The organism is uncultured Formosa sp. (assembly GCF_947500765.1).
Classification (GTDB): domain Bacteria; phylum Bacteroidota; class Bacteroidia; order Flavobacteriales; family Flavobacteriaceae; genus Formosa.
Genome location: NZ_CANMTH010000007.1, coordinates 141,716 through 156,752, shown reverse-complemented (window position 1 = coordinate 156,752; position 15,037 = coordinate 141,716). Strand labels below are relative to the sequence as shown.

Sequence of the window (15,037 nt, the reverse complement as noted above, 5' to 3'; positions counted from 1 at the left end):
TTTTATCAATACAAAATATCTAAATAAGTAAAAAAAAGGATATTATTAATACATATAAATATATTCCTTTAATACTAACTATAAAAACGGGAACCCGTAAAAGGATCTGTTTTTAGATGAAGTGCTGTATTTTATTTATGTTGTAAAATAATTTTTAATTTCAGTTTCCCCGTTCAGAATATTTAATGTTTTAATCTTTTTGCTTGAAATCAGGTTTGTGTTTTTTCTATTTTTTTTATTCAGATTTCAATTATTCGTTCCAACGGATTAAAGTCTGTTTAAAATTTTCGGCTTTTATTAAATAAAACATGCTCCAAAGTAGCACCCAAACAATGAAAGCCAAATAGAAAAAAACTAGGTTTATTATATCTGCTTTTAAATTTAAGTAGACAAATAAGAATGTTATTATCATTACTCCAACAAAATTATAAAGTATAGCATTTTTAATACTCATTTCAATTAATCCAGTTAAAAAATTCCATCCAACTAGCTTATCTTTTATTTTAATTTTTTCGGAGTCTGAGAAATCAATTATGATTCTTTGAGAGTAATTTAGTTTTACTATTAGTACATTGTTTTTTCTTTGAAATTCGTAATCAAACTTTTTTAATAATTCCTCCGTTTTAGTTAATCCCATAATTTTTTAATTAAATATTTTACAATGGTCTTGTGTTTAAAAATTGGCGAATTGGTATATCCAAATCCTAAATACCACTATTCTACTTACTATCAAACACTTACACCTAGTTTACAATGTAAATTGTTAGACATACGCGTTACAAGTATTTTCTAAATATTAATCTAGCCCCTCTCTCTTTTGATTTAAATTCACTCACATACTCCATATTCAATTTTTCTAGTACACGTCTTGATGCTTTATTTTCAGGACTAACCGTTGCTATTAATTCTGTTAGATTCATTATGTTTTTTGCGTACTCTAACCAGAATTGGCCAATTTCTGTAGCGAGACCTTTACCCCAATTATTTTCATCAAGAATAAATCCAAACTCATAATTATCGGTGTTTAAATAACAACATTTTAATAAACCTGAAACTCCAATAATTTTATCATCTAATCTAGAAGTTAAACACAAAAAACCAATGGTATCGGCTTTATTTTGCATGAAATCTTCTTTTAATAATTTTTTAAATTCTTCTTTAGTGAACACTCTTTCTTTTAAAACCGTACTCATAACTACATGGTTTTTGCAGAATAATTGTTCTAAATCTTTTTCATCTTTAGAATTTAATATTTTAAATTTTAGTCTAGCTGTTTTAAACATTAATATAAATCTGTTTAATTTTTTGTATCTTTTTTGAGAGAGATAAGTACAATTAATTTCATTGAATTTCACGTAGTAAACTGGAAAAATCAGACTCGCTTTACTTCTGCCCTTTTTGGATAAAGACTAAACGAGGCCTTTTTAGAAACAGTGTTATGAAATATTATTATTTACTATTGTATATTCTTCTATTACGTTCCATTTCCCTCCGTTTCTTTGTTCTATTAAACTAATTTTATGGAAAAATAATTCGGTTGGCAACTCTTGTTTTTTAATTTCAGTAAATATTTTTTCATTACAAGTCGAATTTCTTGGATGCATTAAAGTTACATGCGGAAATTGTTCCTTTATTAATTTTGTTCCTAAAATAGTTTCTCTTAATTCCCTAAACTCAATATTATTTTCGGTTGCCGGTAATAAAACTCCTTTTCCTCCAGCACACCTTTCCGCTCTGTTTAATTTAATTGATATAGGCTTTTTTAAATGGATTGCTTTAATTCGCTTAATTATTTTCTCAATTGGCTCTATTTCATCTTCTCGACAAAGGGTAATGTGACAAGAAATTAAATTGTACTGTATGGGGTTAAATTCGGCTCTTATTTTTTCAATATTTTCATTTGATTTTTCAACAAATAAAGTCAGTTGTTTTCTAATTTCGTTCATTATTTGTTAAATGTAATACATCAATTTTGTGTATAATTAATGGTTTGTTTTAATTACCTAATTTAGTAAATGCAAACTGTATAAAAAACTTGTTAAACTTTTAAATAAGCTAGAGCTAGTAATTAATTATAATTTAAAATCGATCAGAAAAAAGTGATTTAGGTTTAAATTGATTTGTATATATTAACTAGAATGTTCGAAATTTCAGACCTAGAAGGGTCTTGTTCTTGCAGTGTATGTGGGCCTTCAATTGTAACTATTTTCCAATGCCTTGCTTGAGCTTTTTTAGGAGCACTTATTGTTCTCATATATCCAAATATTGACATGGCCTCAGTGGCAAGTATAATAGTTCCGTCTGTTTTAATGTCATTTACAATTTCTACTCGCTCTAAATACGATTTTAAAGGATGTTTAGACATTGTTGGAATGGGCTCTCTCAACGCATCGGCAGTTATAAGCCATCCATCTCCGTTTTTTTCTGCAGATTCTAACGATATACGCGCGACCTCAGGCCCAAAAACATCTAATGTATTTTCTCCATGGTCTGCTGGTGCACAATCAATATAAACTTGATGTTTTATCTTATTACCAATTTTGTCTACAACTCCAGAAATTACTGGTCCACCATAAGAGTGAGCAACCAAAATAATATTGTCTAAATTATTCCATTCAATAAAGTTTACAATATCATTTATATGAGTAGATATACCGGTCTCTTTTGATAATAAGTGATTTTTTTCACCTAAACCTGTTAAAGTGGGATTATATACAACATAACCTTTAGAAACAAGATCCGATTTAAGTAAATTCCATTGTCCGCCCCATTGAAAGGTACCATGTACTAAAATAAAAATAGGTTTATCAGAATTCTCTTGTGCTTGAATATGTAATTGACTAAAACAGAGAGTTATTAGGCAAAGTAAAATGGATTTAATTGGTTTCATATTAAATGTTTGTTTTAATTTTTAATAGCATACCATGGTTTTGGTTATAAAAACCTTGGGAATGAAAATGAATTTCTTCAACTATTTAAATTTAATATTATTTTAATTAAAAGGGGATATTTTTACGTATTTTACTGAAAACCAGATTTATTCCGGATAAATAACTTTCCATTCATTCCCATCAACATCATTAAATTGAACAATTCCAAAGTCATAATCATAAAAAATTTTGTTTACGTTTTGAAGGAGAGGTCCAAAAGAAGAATTATTCAGACTTTCGTCACTATTGGAGTCAATAACAACTACGGCTTTAAATACATGGTTATTAATGCTCATTTCTGTTTTTGGAATTTCATTAAAGTCCGACAAATACACATTAACATTATCTTGTAATTCATTAATGCTATAAAATGAAGTGATATTCCACATGGGAAAATTAAATCCATTAACAAACACACTTTTGTTTTTAGAAAACACATAATTAACCTTAGAATAATCTCCAGAATTTGAAGTGTTACTTGGGTTTTCTATAATTTCAAGTCTAATTATTTTACTATCGTAATAATTTACTAATAATCCGCCACCTCCAGAAAAAGTACCTCTAGAATAAGAACCTCTTTTTTCGGTAATATTAGAAATAACCCTGAAGTTCAGTTTTTTATTAAACTGATTTTTATAAGTAATTATTTGATTAGGGATATAATTGTATTTAATTAATAGCGTGTCGTCCTCGCTTTCAAATTTATAGTATGGATATGTCTCTTCATTATGATCGATTTCACATCCTGAAAAAATAAAAATTACGATACAACAAACTAGAAGCCTCAATAAATTTCTCATAATTAAAGTATTTATACTATTAACGTATTTTATTTCAAGTTGTTACAAACGCAGTTATGAATACTCCTTTTACTTGTAGGTAATGTTTTATGTGTAAAAAGTGTGAGGTTTAGTAATTAATTATACGCATTATAAAACGTATTTTTATTAGATGTTATGCATTCTACCTTTTAATTTACTTCTGTTAAACGAATTTACCCTTATTCGTTCTTGTTCTTTTATTACACCAAAAATAATTACGGGAATTAGTAAAAATCCACCAACGGCATAAATCAGATAATGAGCTTTACTTTCCATAAACATTGGACTTACAAAATAGAACATTATTGGGGTTCCAACTAAAAAAATAAGACCGGCTCCAATTTGTGCAATTTTTGATTCTTTTGCATAAAGTTCGTCTACACAGAATACTGTTTGGATTTCACATTTTTTGCAAGTTAGTGTTTTATTTTCTCCGTCTTGCATTGCAAATTCAACACGCGTGTTTGCGTTTGTATAAAACTTAATTTCTTGTTTGCATTTTTTACATTTTCCGTAGACATTCATTATTCTCACTAGTTTAAAAGGTATTTGCTACAATTATTTCCATTCCCAAGATAAATGTTCTGAAATGGGTATTTTTAATTCTTCCCATTTACTTTTAATGAGTTCAATATTATTAATTCCTTTTTTTGAAACAATAAAAGACGCCCCATTTGATAGTTTTATAAAAAAGTTATCTTTGGTTTCATTAATTTTTTCAATTTCAGATATTTTAGTTTTTCCTTCTCCTGTCTTATCTTTTGTCATTATAAATTCAGAATTAAATTCCATAGTTTCTTTTTCTCCAATTCTTTTTGCATAACTATTTTTAACGATTTTTGAAAAGTGCTTTCTTAATTTAGATTTATATAATCTTTCAAAAAAAATAAAATTCAGAATCGCTACAATTCCAAATATAATTGCAAACTCAATATTGTTTTTATTATACATCTGTATTCCTATAAAAATGAAAAATCCAACTAAAAAAAACTTGGTCGTATTCATAATTTTTTTCATCTTCTTATTTTCAGAGATTGAAAATAAATGGTAATCAATAAAATCTTTCTCTTTTAATACGTATTCTAATTTCATTGCTAATTTTTAATGATTTATAAAGATTTTATATGATTTGTTTCGGAATAAAGTACCTAAATTATAAAATAAAAATCGAATAGAAAATCTGAGAGCATTTTAGATTAGTAGGGTAATACAAAGCCAAAATTTGTAAAAAACATTATTAGTAGCGGCCTTTGTAATTATAGTATGTTTAATTATTCAGGTATATTGTAGAAAATGAGAGTATTAAAAAAGGTATATTCTGTATTTGTAAAAAAAAGAAAGGCTTCACATTTCTGTGAAGCCTTATAAACTCTAGTAGCGAGACCGAGATTTGAACTCGGGACCTCTGGGTTATGAATCCAACGCTCTAACCAACTGAGCTACCTCGCCATATTTTGAGGGTGCAAAGATAGCAACATTTTTAATATCTCCAAACTTTTTTTATAAAAGTTAATTTTTAATTAATTTATCTAGAAAGTATCTAATTAATGTATATATTGAGCCCAATAATTTTGATTGAACACATGGAAGATAAAATAAAATTTGAACTTGAATTCCCAATAAAAGCCTCCCCTGCACTATTATATAATTACATTTCTACTCCATCCGGATTGTCTGAATGGTTTGCTGATAACGTAAACTCAAGGGGTGAACTTTATAAATTTATTTGGGACGGAGCCGAAGAACAGGCTAAAGTACTAAGTAAAAAAAGTGGAGAACGTATTAAGTTTAGATGGTTACATGATGAAGATGATCCATATTTCTTTGAACTTCGTATTCAAGTAGATGAAATCACTAAAGATGTGTCACTTATAATTGTAGACTTTTCTGAAGAAGACGAAATTAACGAAACTAAAATGCTTTGGGAAAATCAAATTTCAGATTTAAAGCATGTCTTAGGTTCTGCATAAACGTTTTTTATATATTTTAAAGTATATTTGCCCGAAACTATTCGGGCATTTTTTATGATTAATTTTAACGGTACAATTCAGGATAATAATACAGTTTTAAATTCAAACAATAGAGGTTTTGCATATGGTGATGCTCTCTTTGAAACGATAAAAACATCTTACGGGAAACTCCTTTTCTGGGAAGACCATTACTTTCGCTTAATGGCATCAATGCGTATATTACGTATGGAAATTCCAATGCATTTTAATATGGAATTTCTTGAAACTGAAATTAAAAACACTTTAGAAGCTAATCATCTAACAGATGCTTCTGCCCGTATTAAACTTACCATTTTTAGAAATGAAGGCGGATTATATTTACCAGAAACGAACAATATCTCTTTTTTAATTGATGCGAAACCCTTAAAAGATGATTTCTATATTATTTCTGATGATGATTATGAAGTCGACTTATTTAAAGATTTTTACATCTCTCCAAGTTTACTATCTACATTAAAGACCAACAATAAAGTCTTAAACGTAGTTGGGAGTATTTATGCTAAAGAAAATAATTTACAGAATTGTTTGACACTTAATACAAATAAAAACGTCGTAGAAGCTTTAAATGGAAATGTATTTGTTGTAAAAGGAAACACCATTAAAACAGCGCCATTAACAGATGGTTGCCTAAAAGGCATTATGCGTAAGCAACTTATTGAAGTTATTAAAGCAATACCTGAATACGAGTTAATAGAAGCCTCAATATCGGCGTTTGAACTTCAAAAAGCAGACGAGATTTTTATTAGCAATACCATTACAGGAATACAACCAGTAAGCAAATACCGAAAAAAGACATTCACAAATAATGTTTCTAAATCACTGATTCAGAAATTAAATGTAAAAATGAGATTAAACTAGTTATAACTGGGGTTTTCTGGTGCATTAGACCAAATACTATATTCCCCACCAAATTCTAGCATTTTCTCTTTCCAAAACGATTCGTAGTCTTTTTCTATAATATTATTTTGGTACACATTTTCTGTAACAACCCAAGAGTTAACAAGTAATTCTTGATCTAGTTGATCGCTATCCCAACCCGAGTATCCTAAAAAGAATCTAATATCTTTTTCTTTAATTTGGTTATTCGCTATAAGATCTGCAACAACATTAAAATCGCCACCCCAAAAAATGCCTAAAGAAATCTCAATGCTATCAGGTATTAAATCTGGTACTTTATGAATAAAATATAAATTGTCCTGTTCTACAGGCCCCCCGTTGTAAACTTTAAAATTGACGTCAATTTCAGGGATTAGGTCTTTAATTGTATAATCTAAAGGTTTATTTAAAATAAAACCTATAGAACCTTCATTGGTGTAATCTGCTAATAAAACAATAGATCGATTAAAAGATACATCTCCTATAATTGATGGCTCTGCGATTAACAAACTACCTTTTTTTGGTTTCATTGTAATCATATTTCATAGGAATTTATAACTAAATCTAATATTATTTTTGTTAAAATCCAATATTTGATGAAAATATAATAAAAAAGCCTTCTAAAATAGAAGGCTTTAAATAATATGTTAGGAGTAAATGATTAGTTTACAGCAGAAAAACATCTATTTGTTAATAACTTCAGATTTTTGTTAATAACGATTGTGTTTTTTCTAAAATTAATCCTAAAACGAGCTATAATAAGGGTTTACAGCATTTTTGCACCTTTTTTAAATTCGTAACCATTTAACAAATCTTTCGCTTGCATATTTCGCTTTCCAGGAAGTTTCATATAATGAATATTTATAAAACCATTTGCAACGGCTACTTTTATTTCTTTTTTAGTATTCTGAATAGAACCTTTTTCAAAATCATGAGGTTCTAATTCCATAGTTGCTTCATAAATTTTAACATCTAAAGCTTCTTCTCCATTTTCTAAAACACACCATGCAGCGGGATACGGACTTAAACCTCGTATTTTATTGTAAATATCTGTTATTGATACATTCCAATCTATCTTACAATTATCTCTATTTAATTTATATGCTGTTTTTAAATTAAAGTTTTCAATTTGTGGCGTAGTCGTTACAGCTTCTGCTTCAATTTGTTTTACAGTCTTTAAAACCAATTTGCTTCCTAAATGCATCAGTTTATCATGTAACTGGCCCGCATTTTCGTTCGGCTCTATAGTCACTGCTTCTTGCTGAATCATTTCACCGGTATCTATTTCTTCATCTATAAAAAATGTAGACACGCCCGTTTTTGTATCTCCATTAATAATAGCCCAGTTAATTGGAGCTGCTCCACGGTAATTTGGCAGTAAAGAAGCGTGTAAATTAAAAGTCCCCAATTCAGGCATATTCCAAACTACTTTTGGTAACATTCTAAACGCCACAACAATGTTTAGATTGGCATTCAATGCTTTTAATTCGGCCAAAAAGGCATCATCTTTTAAATTTGTAGGTTGTAAAATGGTTAAATTTTGAGACACAGCATATTGCTTCACGGCACTTTCATTTAACTTTCTCCCACGACCTGCAGGCTTATCTGGAGCCGTAATTACACCAACAATATTATAGTTATTCTCTACTAACGTTTTTAATGTGGAAACAGCGAAATCTGGCGTTCCCATGAATACAATATTTAATGTTTTCATTTTTTATTTATTTTGAAATAATACCTACTTAAATTTTAAGTATGATATAATTTATAAGTATTTGTTTTTGTAACTGCAATAATATGATGTTCTAACAATAATTTTAAAACAACTAACACATCTGCTTCTGTACAATTTATAGCTGAAGCTAATGCTCTAGACGATAAATGGCCGTGTTCTAAATGTGTAATAATTTGTTTTCTAATAGATGTAAAATCGGTTGGTTTTGACTTTTTTATAGACTTTACAGCCCCAATACATACCGAACAAATTCCGCATGGTTTCCCCTCTTTTTCTCCAAAATAGTTTAATAACTGTACGTTTTTACAAACGCTATCGTTGTTCACATAATCTAGCACACTTTGCACTTGTTTTTGCTTTAAATTATTTTGTTGTTCAATAATATTTGCAATTCTATTAATAGTTTTATCATCTTCTCTAGGTTCTATAAATGTAACTTGAGCATCCGTTTTAGTTTGTTGTAAAGTTATAATTTCATCTTTTGCTAAAGTATCTAAAGCACGCATTAATACATGTTCTTGAATAGACGCTTTTTCTGAAACTAATACTGTATTTATTTTTGTCGCATGTTCAAAAATACCACCATATGTTCTTAATAACGATTTTACAATAAGTTGTAATTCTGTATGTGTATCTAAATAATGAAATAAAGAGGCATTAGAAATAACAAACTGAACCAAGGTTTTATTTTGAAACTGTTTGGTTAGAGTAATTATACTTGTTCTGTCTAAAATTTGAAGTGCATTAAACGCTAACATTCCATTAAATTTATACGCTTTACAAAATTCGTTAAAATTAAAATCGTGAGTCGTTAATGCGCCTTCTCCATAAGAAATCTGACAATAATTAGAGAGTTTTCTATAGACTTGCTTTATAAAACTAATGCTTGGTAAGACATCTAAAAACTGATTTTTAACCAATAAATCATCACTTTTATTCTTCAGAATAACCGCAAATGCTTTTTCACCATTCCGACCAGCTCGCCCAGCTTCTTGAAAATAACTTTCTAAACTATCGGGCAAATTAAGATGCATTACTGTTTTAACATCTGGCTTATCAATCCCCATTCCAAAGGCATTGGTAGCAACCATAACTTGTATTTTATTAGCTAACCAATCGTTTAAACGTTCGTCTTTTTCATGATTACTCAATCCGCCATGAAAAGATGATGCTTTTATGCCTTTAGATGTTAAAAAATGAGCAATTTCTGAAGTCAATTTACGGCTACGCACATATATAATAGAAGAAGCTGAATACTTTCTTAATATGGTCTCTATCCGATAATATTTATCATCTTCATGAAACACCATATAGGCCAAATTGGGTCTAAAGAAAGATTGTTTAAAAATTTTAGGTTGAATAAAATCGAGTTCTGTAATAATATCCTCTACTACCAAAGGTGTTGCAGACGCCGTTAATGCCATACAATTTACTGTAGGATGCAATTCACGGAGTGTTGTAATACTTTTATAAGCCGGTCTAAAATCGTTTCCCCATTGCGAAATACAATGTGCTTCATCTATAGCAATAAGATTCACATGCATTTGCCTAATGCGTTCTTGGACCAATTCTTGCTGAAGGCGTTCAGGAGAAATATATAAAAATTTATACTTCCCGTAAATGCAATTATCTAACATGGTATCTAACTGACTGTATGAAAGTCCGCTAGTTAATGCCATAGCTTTTATACCTTTATCTTGAAGCGCTTGCACTTGATTTTTCATAAGTGCAACAAGCGGAGAAATCACGATACAAATACCGTCTTTAGCTAAAGCTGGAATTTGAAAACACATCGATTTACCGCCACCTGTAGGCATTAATACAAAAACATCTTCCCCGTCAATAGCCGCTTGAATGGCGTCTTCTTGATACGGACGAAATGATGTAAAATTCCAATACTGCTCTAGTATTTTTAAAGGATGCTGCATTACAGCGATTGTATTTCATTTAAAATATAACTGGCTCTATTTTCAACAGTATCAAAAGGTACATCAATTAAAGTGTAATTAAAGCCTTCGTAGGTTTTTACTAAACATTCATGAATTTCTAAAGCCTGTTCAAAACTCTCGTAACGCACAGCGTCACTTTTATAAATTTCTTTCCAAGGTTTTAGTATAAAAATATGATCGTACGCTAAAGAATTACATACATTTTTAAAAGATTCTGGATAAACGTCTCCAATAAAATCCATGTATGCCAAAACGTCGTGTACGCCACGATCTATAAAAACAAACGGTTTTAATATTGTATTTGCTTCATGAAATTGAGATTCTCTACCTTTTAAAAGGTGTTCGCTAAACAACAACGGTTGTGTTAAAAACATATGCTCTACCCCGTTTTCTCTAGCGTCTAAGGTGACTTGCCTAGATATTTCTTCTAAACACGAGTACCCTTTTTTTTGTAATTCTTGAATTATAGATGATTTTCCTGTTCCGGGTCCTCCTGTTATAACAATTTTTTTCGTATTCAATTTGGCAAGGTTTTGGCTGTAAAATTCGTGATTTTAATCAGAAATAAAAAATGCTAACGAAATACTATCTTAGCAACTTAAAAAATAATCATGAGCGAGAAACAAAATCCAGACGAGTTTTATAGCAAATTAAAAACACAATTATACGATACGGCCTCATGGCCAGCTGTATATTTATATAAATTTATAGTATTATCAGATCCTAAAAAAATAGGAGAAATTGAAGGAATTTTTAATGACCTAGGAGCTATTATAAAAACACAACCTTCAAAAAACGGAAAATACACTAGTGTGTCTATAAATGCTAAAATGAAAGACCCTGAAGCTATTATTGAAAAATACAAAGAAGTTTCAGAAAATGTTGAAGGTGTTATTAGTCTTTAATATTTTTTTGTATTTTGCGAGGGCATAATTACTTCATGCATATTTAATACTACACTTATATTTTGATAGAGAACATAGAATACAATACAGAGCGTGAACCTTTGATTATTCCTGAGTACGGAAGACATCTTCAAAAAATGGTTAATCATGCCAAAACCATTGAAAACAGAGACGACAGGAATAAAGAAGCACATGCTATTATTGCTGTAATGGGAAATTTACAACCCCATTTAAGAGACGTCCCTGATTTTCAACATAAACTTTGGGATCAACTCTTTATAATTGCAAGTTTCGAATTAGATGTAGATTCACCTTATGGTATTCCTGATAAGGAGTTATTAGAAAAAAGACCGGACTCTTTACCTTATCCTCAAAATTTCCCTAAATATCGCTTTTATGGAAATAATATAAAAACCATGATTGATGTTGCAAATACATGGGAAGAAGGCGAATTAAAAGAAGCCCTTATTTACAGTATTGCAAATCATATGAAAAAGTGTTTTCTAAATTGGAATAAAGATACGGTAGACGATAATGTAATTTTTAATCATTTATATGAATTGTCTGACGGTAAAATAAATTTAAAGAATACAGACGAAGATCTTTCGGATTCTACAAGCTTATTACGTACAAAAAAGAAGTATGCCACGTCTACAAATACCAAAAAGACTTACAAGAAAAATACAAATACGAATTCTAACCGTAATAGAAAACGCTACTAATAGCTATGGCTACATTTATTATAGAAGGACAACACCAATTAAAAGGTAGCATCCAACCACAAGGCGCGAAAAACGAAGCTTTACAAATTTTATGCGCAGTACTTTTAACTGCAGAAGAAATTACAATTAACAACATTCCCGACATTGTTGATGTTAATAAACTTATAGACCTTTTACGCAAATTAGGTGTAAAAGTCAGTAAAATAGGCAAAGGGTCTTACACATTTAAAGCAGACGAAGTCAATTTAAAATATTTAGAATCTGAAGCTTTTAAAGAAGACGGAAAAGGACTTCGCGGCTCAATCATGATTGTTGGTCCACTCCTAGCCCGTTTTGGAAAAGGATACATACCAAAACCCGGCGGAGATAAAATTGGTCGTCGTAGATTAGATACACACTTTGAAGGTTTTATAAACTTAGGAGCTTCTTTTAGATATAATAAAGAAGATCACTTTTATGGTGTTGAAGCTAAAAAGTTAAAAGGAACATATATGCTTCTAGATGAAGCTTCAGTTACCGGAACAGCAAATATAGTAATGGCTGCTGTTTTAGCAGAAGGTAGAACAACCATATATAACGCAGCTTGCGAACCTTATTTACAGCAACTTTGTAAAATGTTAAACCGTATGGGCGCTAAAATTGGTGGTATTGGTTCTAACATGTTAATTATAGATGGTGTAGATGTTTTAGGAGGAACAGAACACCGCATGCTTCCTGATATGATTGAAATTGGAAGTTGGATTGGTTTAGCAGCTATGACGAAAAGTGAACTGACTATTAAAAATGTAAGTTGGAACGATTTAGGATTAATACCAAATGTGTTTAGAAAATTAGGAATTACTGTTGAACAACAAGGTGACGATATTCATATTCCAGCGCATACAGATGGTTATGAAATTCAGAATTTTATTGATGGGTCTATTCTTACTATTTCAGATGCTCCTTGGCCTGGCTTTACACCAGATTTACTAAGTATTATCTTAGTTGTGGCAACACAAGCTAGAGGAAGTGTACTTATACATCAGAAAATGTTTGAAAGTCGTTTATTCTTCGTAGATAAGTTAATAGATATGGGAGCAAAAATTATTCTTTGCGATCCGCATCGTGCAACAGTTATCGGTCACGATTTTAAATCGAGCTTAAAAGCAACAACCATGACCTCGCCAGATATTAGAGCTGGAGTTTCGCTATTAATTGCAGCCTTATCTGCAAAAGGGACCTCTACTATACATAATATAGAACAAATAGATCGTGGTTACGAAAATATAGACGAACGTTTACGTGCTATTGGTGCTAAAATTACACGCTTAAATAGTAATTAAAATCGATATATTAAGTAAAACGAGGTTTATAATTCACAAATTGTAAACCTCGTTTCTTTTTATAGTAAACATTATAAATTATTTTAAAGCGTCCTTTAACGCATTAAATACTGTTTTTTCTTTATCACTAAATTTTACACCACCAAAGCCTAAAATATCTCCTTCGGTTCCTGCATTTGCAACATTCTCTGCAATTTCTAATAACCATGTTTTAAATTCGGTTACCGTACTTTCAGATTCTTTTTCTTTTAAAACAGCCATAACTATCACGCAATCTTCTAAAACTTTTACAGCCAAGTCTTCTTTGGTTTTAACACCATATGCTTTTATTTGGTCTGTAAGATGATTTTTTTCTGCTTCTACCTCACCTATTGCTGCTTTAGGATCTTTTGTATTAGGTACAATAGCTTGTATTAATGGATTGTTAGGATATGTTTCTAAACCACCTAAATAACTTTTAGCTGTTGCAAACATTTCTTTTGTCGATCCAACTAAACCACTACTATCTGCTCCAGCAATAATACCGCCTATTAATTGTGGTAATGTTGCTATTTTACTCCATTCCTGATCAGAATATCGTTCTAATTTACTCATTGATTCTTGTTTTTTAATTATAATATTGAAGATACACAATTAAAAAATATCAATATTAAAATATTATAAAATAAGACGAATTTCTTCTTTAATCTTTTAATAAATGATTCTCTTCTTATTCGGTTTCAAAACCTTTTTTAGATGTAAAATATTACAAATTGTAGTAATCTAATTCTTGTTTTTTTTGTTTCAAAATTAGAATTAAAATCAAGTAAAAACCATACAAAACTAGAGTATAATAAAATATCTCTATTTTTACAAAAACTGACATATCTCTAAAAAAATATGACTTTTATCATATTTTTTTAAACATTAATTAAAATTAACATTAATAAACAAAACATATCGCAACATGTTAAATGTTAAATGCTTGTTAAAATAACAAGATAAAAGACTCTTTAATCTGAACGCAGACAAAGCTTTATCTAAAATTATGTTAACACAAAAAGTAGTCCGATCTCTTGGGTATTGTTTTCTAGTAAAAATCGTGCATATCTTTGCATTTTCAAATCAAAAACATCAGAATAGAAGTATGTTATTTGTGCTGAATTAAATCAAATTAATAACTCTTAATTTTTAACTCATGAAAACTGAAAATCATCCTTTAAAAATTTCTAAAACATTAATTTTTCTATTCACATTTATGTGTTCAATAACTATGTTTTCTCAAACATATTCTTTGAACAATGAATCTTCAAAATTAAGTGTATTTGGAATATCAAGTTTACACGATTGGGAAGTCGTTGCAGAAAAACAAAGTGGCTCTATAGCTTTAGAAAAATCAGGTGAAACTCCTGCTATTAAATCTTTAGATTTTAAGGTTGTCGCAGAAAGTCTAGAAAGTGGAAAGTCTGGAATGAACAAAAACACCTATAAAGCTTTAAAAACAGATAAGTACAAAACAATAGATTTTAAACTAACCCAAGTAAACGCTATAACAGCAAAAGGTAGTGGTGTTTACAATGTAAAATCTACTGGAGACTTAACTATTGCAGGAACCACAAATGCAATCCATTTAAATTTCATATTAACTCTTACAGACAACAAAGCTAAACTAACGGGATCTTACACTTTTAAAATGACACAATTTAAAATAGATCCTCCTACAGCAATGTTTGGAACCATTACAACTGGTGATGAACTAAAAATAGAGTTTAGCACCGTATTACAATAA

At 29.8% G+C, this 15,037-nt stretch carries 18 protein-coding genes and 1 tRNA gene; 6 read left to right on the top strand and 13 right to left on the bottom strand.

What is annotated here, in order from left to right; translation table 11 throughout:
- Window positions 1-250: 250 nt before the first annotated feature.
- The 8 genes from Q1B05_RS13635 to Q1B05_RS13600 all read right to left on the bottom strand — a co-directional run bounded on the left by Q1B05_RS13635 (window position 251) and on the right by Q1B05_RS13600 (window position 5,200).
- A complete protein-coding gene (locus Q1B05_RS13635; RefSeq protein ID WP_299781500.1) occupies window positions 251-637 on the bottom strand; it encodes a hypothetical protein in 387 nt (128 codons plus the stop codon).
- 139 nt (window positions 638-776) lie between these two features.
- Complete coding sequence (locus tag Q1B05_RS13630; protein ID WP_299781499.1) at window positions 777-1,283, bottom strand: GNAT family protein; 507 nt, start codon at window positions 1,281-1,283, stop codon at window positions 777-779.
- Between the two features lie 153 nt (window positions 1,284-1,436).
- Entirely contained in the window at window positions 1,437-1,946 is a 510-nt protein-coding gene (locus Q1B05_RS13625; protein WP_299781498.1) for a 2'-5' RNA ligase family protein, read from the bottom strand.
- A 164-nt stretch (window positions 1,947-2,110) separates the two neighbouring features.
- Window positions 2,111-2,890 carry an alpha/beta hydrolase gene (locus Q1B05_RS13620; protein ID WP_299781497.1) on the bottom strand — a complete coding sequence of 260 codons (780 nt, stop codon included), beginning with the start codon at window positions 2,888-2,890 and terminating at the stop codon, window positions 2,111-2,113.
- A gap of 147 nt (window positions 2,891-3,037) precedes the next feature.
- The gene (locus Q1B05_RS13615; RefSeq protein ID WP_299781496.1) at window positions 3,038-3,730 is read right to left on the bottom strand and encodes a hypothetical protein; all 693 of its coding nucleotides are present in this window, start codon (window positions 3,728-3,730) and stop codon (window positions 3,038-3,040) included.
- Between the two features lie 147 nt (window positions 3,731-3,877).
- Window positions 3,878-4,276 carry a hypothetical protein gene (locus Q1B05_RS13610; protein ID WP_299781495.1) on the bottom strand — a complete coding sequence of 133 codons (399 nt, stop codon included), beginning with the start codon at window positions 4,274-4,276 and terminating at the stop codon, window positions 3,878-3,880.
- 33 nt (window positions 4,277-4,309) lie between these two features.
- Window positions 4,310-4,843, bottom strand: coding sequence for a YcxB family protein (locus Q1B05_RS13605; protein WP_299781494.1), 534 nt, complete (start codon window positions 4,841-4,843; stop codon window positions 4,310-4,312).
- 283 nt (window positions 4,844-5,126) lie between these two features.
- Window positions 5,127-5,200 (bottom strand) — tRNA-Met (locus Q1B05_RS13600).
- Between the two features lie 134 nt (window positions 5,201-5,334).
- On the opposite strand from Q1B05_RS13600, the gene Q1B05_RS13595 reads away from it, so the two are divergent.
- Window positions 5,335-5,721: an START-like domain-containing protein gene (locus Q1B05_RS13595; protein ID WP_299781493.1), complete on the top strand. Its 387-nt coding sequence runs from the start codon at window positions 5,335-5,337 to the stop codon at window positions 5,719-5,721.
- A 54-nt stretch (window positions 5,722-5,775) separates the two neighbouring features.
- Window positions 5,776-6,618, top strand: a complete 843-nt coding sequence (locus Q1B05_RS13590) for an aminotransferase class IV (protein WP_299781492.1) — start codon at window positions 5,776-5,778, stop codon at window positions 6,616-6,618.
- Here Q1B05_RS13590 and Q1B05_RS13585 read toward each other — a convergent pair.
- From Q1B05_RS13585 to Q1B05_RS13570, 4 genes are all read right to left on the bottom strand, one after another.
- On the bottom strand, window positions 6,615-7,175 hold the full coding sequence (locus tag Q1B05_RS13585) for a YqgE/AlgH family protein (protein WP_299781491.1): 561 nt from the start codon (window positions 7,173-7,175) through the stop codon (window positions 6,615-6,617). The genes Q1B05_RS13590 and Q1B05_RS13585 overlap by 4 nt on opposite strands.
- 227 nt (window positions 7,176-7,402) lie before the next feature.
- On the bottom strand, window positions 7,403-8,350 hold the full coding sequence (gene fmt / locus Q1B05_RS13580; protein WP_299781490.1) for a methionyl-tRNA formyltransferase: 948 nt from the start codon (window positions 8,348-8,350) through the stop codon (window positions 7,403-7,405).
- 35 nt (window positions 8,351-8,385) lie between these two features.
- Window positions 8,386-10,299 carry an ATP-dependent DNA helicase RecQ gene (locus Q1B05_RS13575; RefSeq protein WP_299781489.1) on the bottom strand — a complete coding sequence of 638 codons (1,914 nt, stop codon included), beginning with the start codon at window positions 10,297-10,299 and terminating at the stop codon, window positions 8,386-8,388.
- On the bottom strand, window positions 10,299-10,841 hold the full coding sequence (locus Q1B05_RS13570) for an ATP-binding protein (protein ID WP_299781488.1): 543 nt from the start codon (window positions 10,839-10,841) through the stop codon (window positions 10,299-10,301). Before Q1B05_RS13570 ends, Q1B05_RS13575 begins: the two co-directional genes overlap by 1 nt.
- Before the next feature lie 90 nt (window positions 10,842-10,931).
- On the opposite strand from Q1B05_RS13570, the gene Q1B05_RS13565 reads away from it, so the two are divergent.
- The 3 genes from Q1B05_RS13565 (at window position 10,932) to murA (ending at window position 13,269) form a co-directional block, all read left to right on the top strand.
- Entirely contained in the window at window positions 10,932-11,225 is a 294-nt protein-coding gene (locus Q1B05_RS13565) for a DUF493 family protein (protein WP_299781487.1), read from the top strand.
- A 62-nt stretch (window positions 11,226-11,287) separates the two neighbouring features.
- Window positions 11,288-11,947: a DUF4290 domain-containing protein gene (locus Q1B05_RS13560; RefSeq protein ID WP_299781486.1), complete on the top strand. Its 660-nt coding sequence runs from the start codon at window positions 11,288-11,290 to the stop codon at window positions 11,945-11,947.
- A 5-nt stretch (window positions 11,948-11,952) separates the two neighbouring features.
- Window positions 11,953-13,269 (top strand): UDP-N-acetylglucosamine 1-carboxyvinyltransferase, encoded by a 1,317-nt coding sequence (gene murA, locus Q1B05_RS13555; protein ID WP_299781485.1) that lies wholly within the window; start codon window positions 11,953-11,955, stop codon window positions 13,267-13,269.
- A gap of 78 nt (window positions 13,270-13,347) precedes the next feature.
- On the opposite strand, the gene Q1B05_RS13550 is transcribed toward murA, so the two are convergent.
- Window positions 13,348-13,863, bottom strand: a complete 516-nt coding sequence (locus tag Q1B05_RS13550) for a hypothetical protein (RefSeq protein ID WP_299781484.1) — start codon at window positions 13,861-13,863, stop codon at window positions 13,348-13,350.
- A gap of 583 nt (window positions 13,864-14,446) precedes the next feature.
- Here Q1B05_RS13550 and Q1B05_RS13545 point away from each other — a divergent pair.
- A complete protein-coding gene (locus Q1B05_RS13545) occupies window positions 14,447-15,037 on the top strand; it encodes a YceI family protein (protein ID WP_299781483.1) in 591 nt (196 codons plus the stop codon).

Coding starts and splice junctions, on each gene's coding strand:
- Q1B05_RS13575 (WP_299781489.1), bottom strand. CDS start 10,299: ATGCAGCATCCTTTAAAAATACTAGAGCAGTATTGGAATTTTACATCA.
- Q1B05_RS13605 (WP_299781494.1), bottom strand. CDS start 4,843: ATGAAATTAGAATACGTATTAAAAGAGAAAGATTTTATTGATTACCAT.
- Q1B05_RS13585 (WP_299781491.1), bottom strand. CDS start 7,175: ATGATTACAATGAAACCAAAAAAAGGTAGTTTGTTAATCGCAGAGCCA.
- Q1B05_RS13635 (WP_299781500.1), bottom strand. CDS start 637: ATGGGATTAACTAAAACGGAGGAATTATTAAAAAAGTTTGATTACGAA.
- fmt (WP_299781490.1), bottom strand. CDS start 8,350: ATGAAAACATTAAATATTGTATTCATGGGAACGCCAGATTTCGCTGTT.
- Q1B05_RS13615 (WP_299781496.1), bottom strand. CDS start 3,730: ATGAGAAATTTATTGAGGCTTCTAGTTTGTTGTATCGTAATTTTTATT.
- Q1B05_RS13625 (WP_299781498.1), bottom strand. CDS start 1,946: ATGAACGAAATTAGAAAACAACTGACTTTATTTGTTGAAAAATCAAAT.
- Q1B05_RS13550 (WP_299781484.1), bottom strand. CDS start 13,863: ATGAGTAAATTAGAACGATATTCTGATCAGGAATGGAGTAAAATAGCA.
- Q1B05_RS13545 (WP_299781483.1), top strand. CDS start 14,447: ATGAAAACTGAAAATCATCCTTTAAAAATTTCTAAAACATTAATTTTT.
- Q1B05_RS13595 (WP_299781493.1), top strand. CDS start 5,335: ATGGAAGATAAAATAAAATTTGAACTTGAATTCCCAATAAAAGCCTCC.
- Q1B05_RS13630 (WP_299781499.1), bottom strand. CDS start 1,283: ATGTTTAAAACAGCTAGACTAAAATTTAAAATATTAAATTCTAAAGAT.
- Q1B05_RS13620 (WP_299781497.1), bottom strand. CDS start 2,890: ATGAAACCAATTAAATCCATTTTACTTTGCCTAATAACTCTCTGTTTT.
- Q1B05_RS13590 (WP_299781492.1), top strand. CDS start 5,776: ATGATTAATTTTAACGGTACAATTCAGGATAATAATACAGTTTTAAAT.
- Q1B05_RS13565 (WP_299781487.1), top strand. CDS start 10,932: ATGAGCGAGAAACAAAATCCAGACGAGTTTTATAGCAAATTAAAAACA.
- Q1B05_RS13610 (WP_299781495.1), bottom strand. CDS start 4,276: ATGAATGTCTACGGAAAATGTAAAAAATGCAAACAAGAAATTAAGTTT.
- murA (WP_299781485.1), top strand. CDS start 11,953: ATGGCTACATTTATTATAGAAGGACAACACCAATTAAAAGGTAGCATC.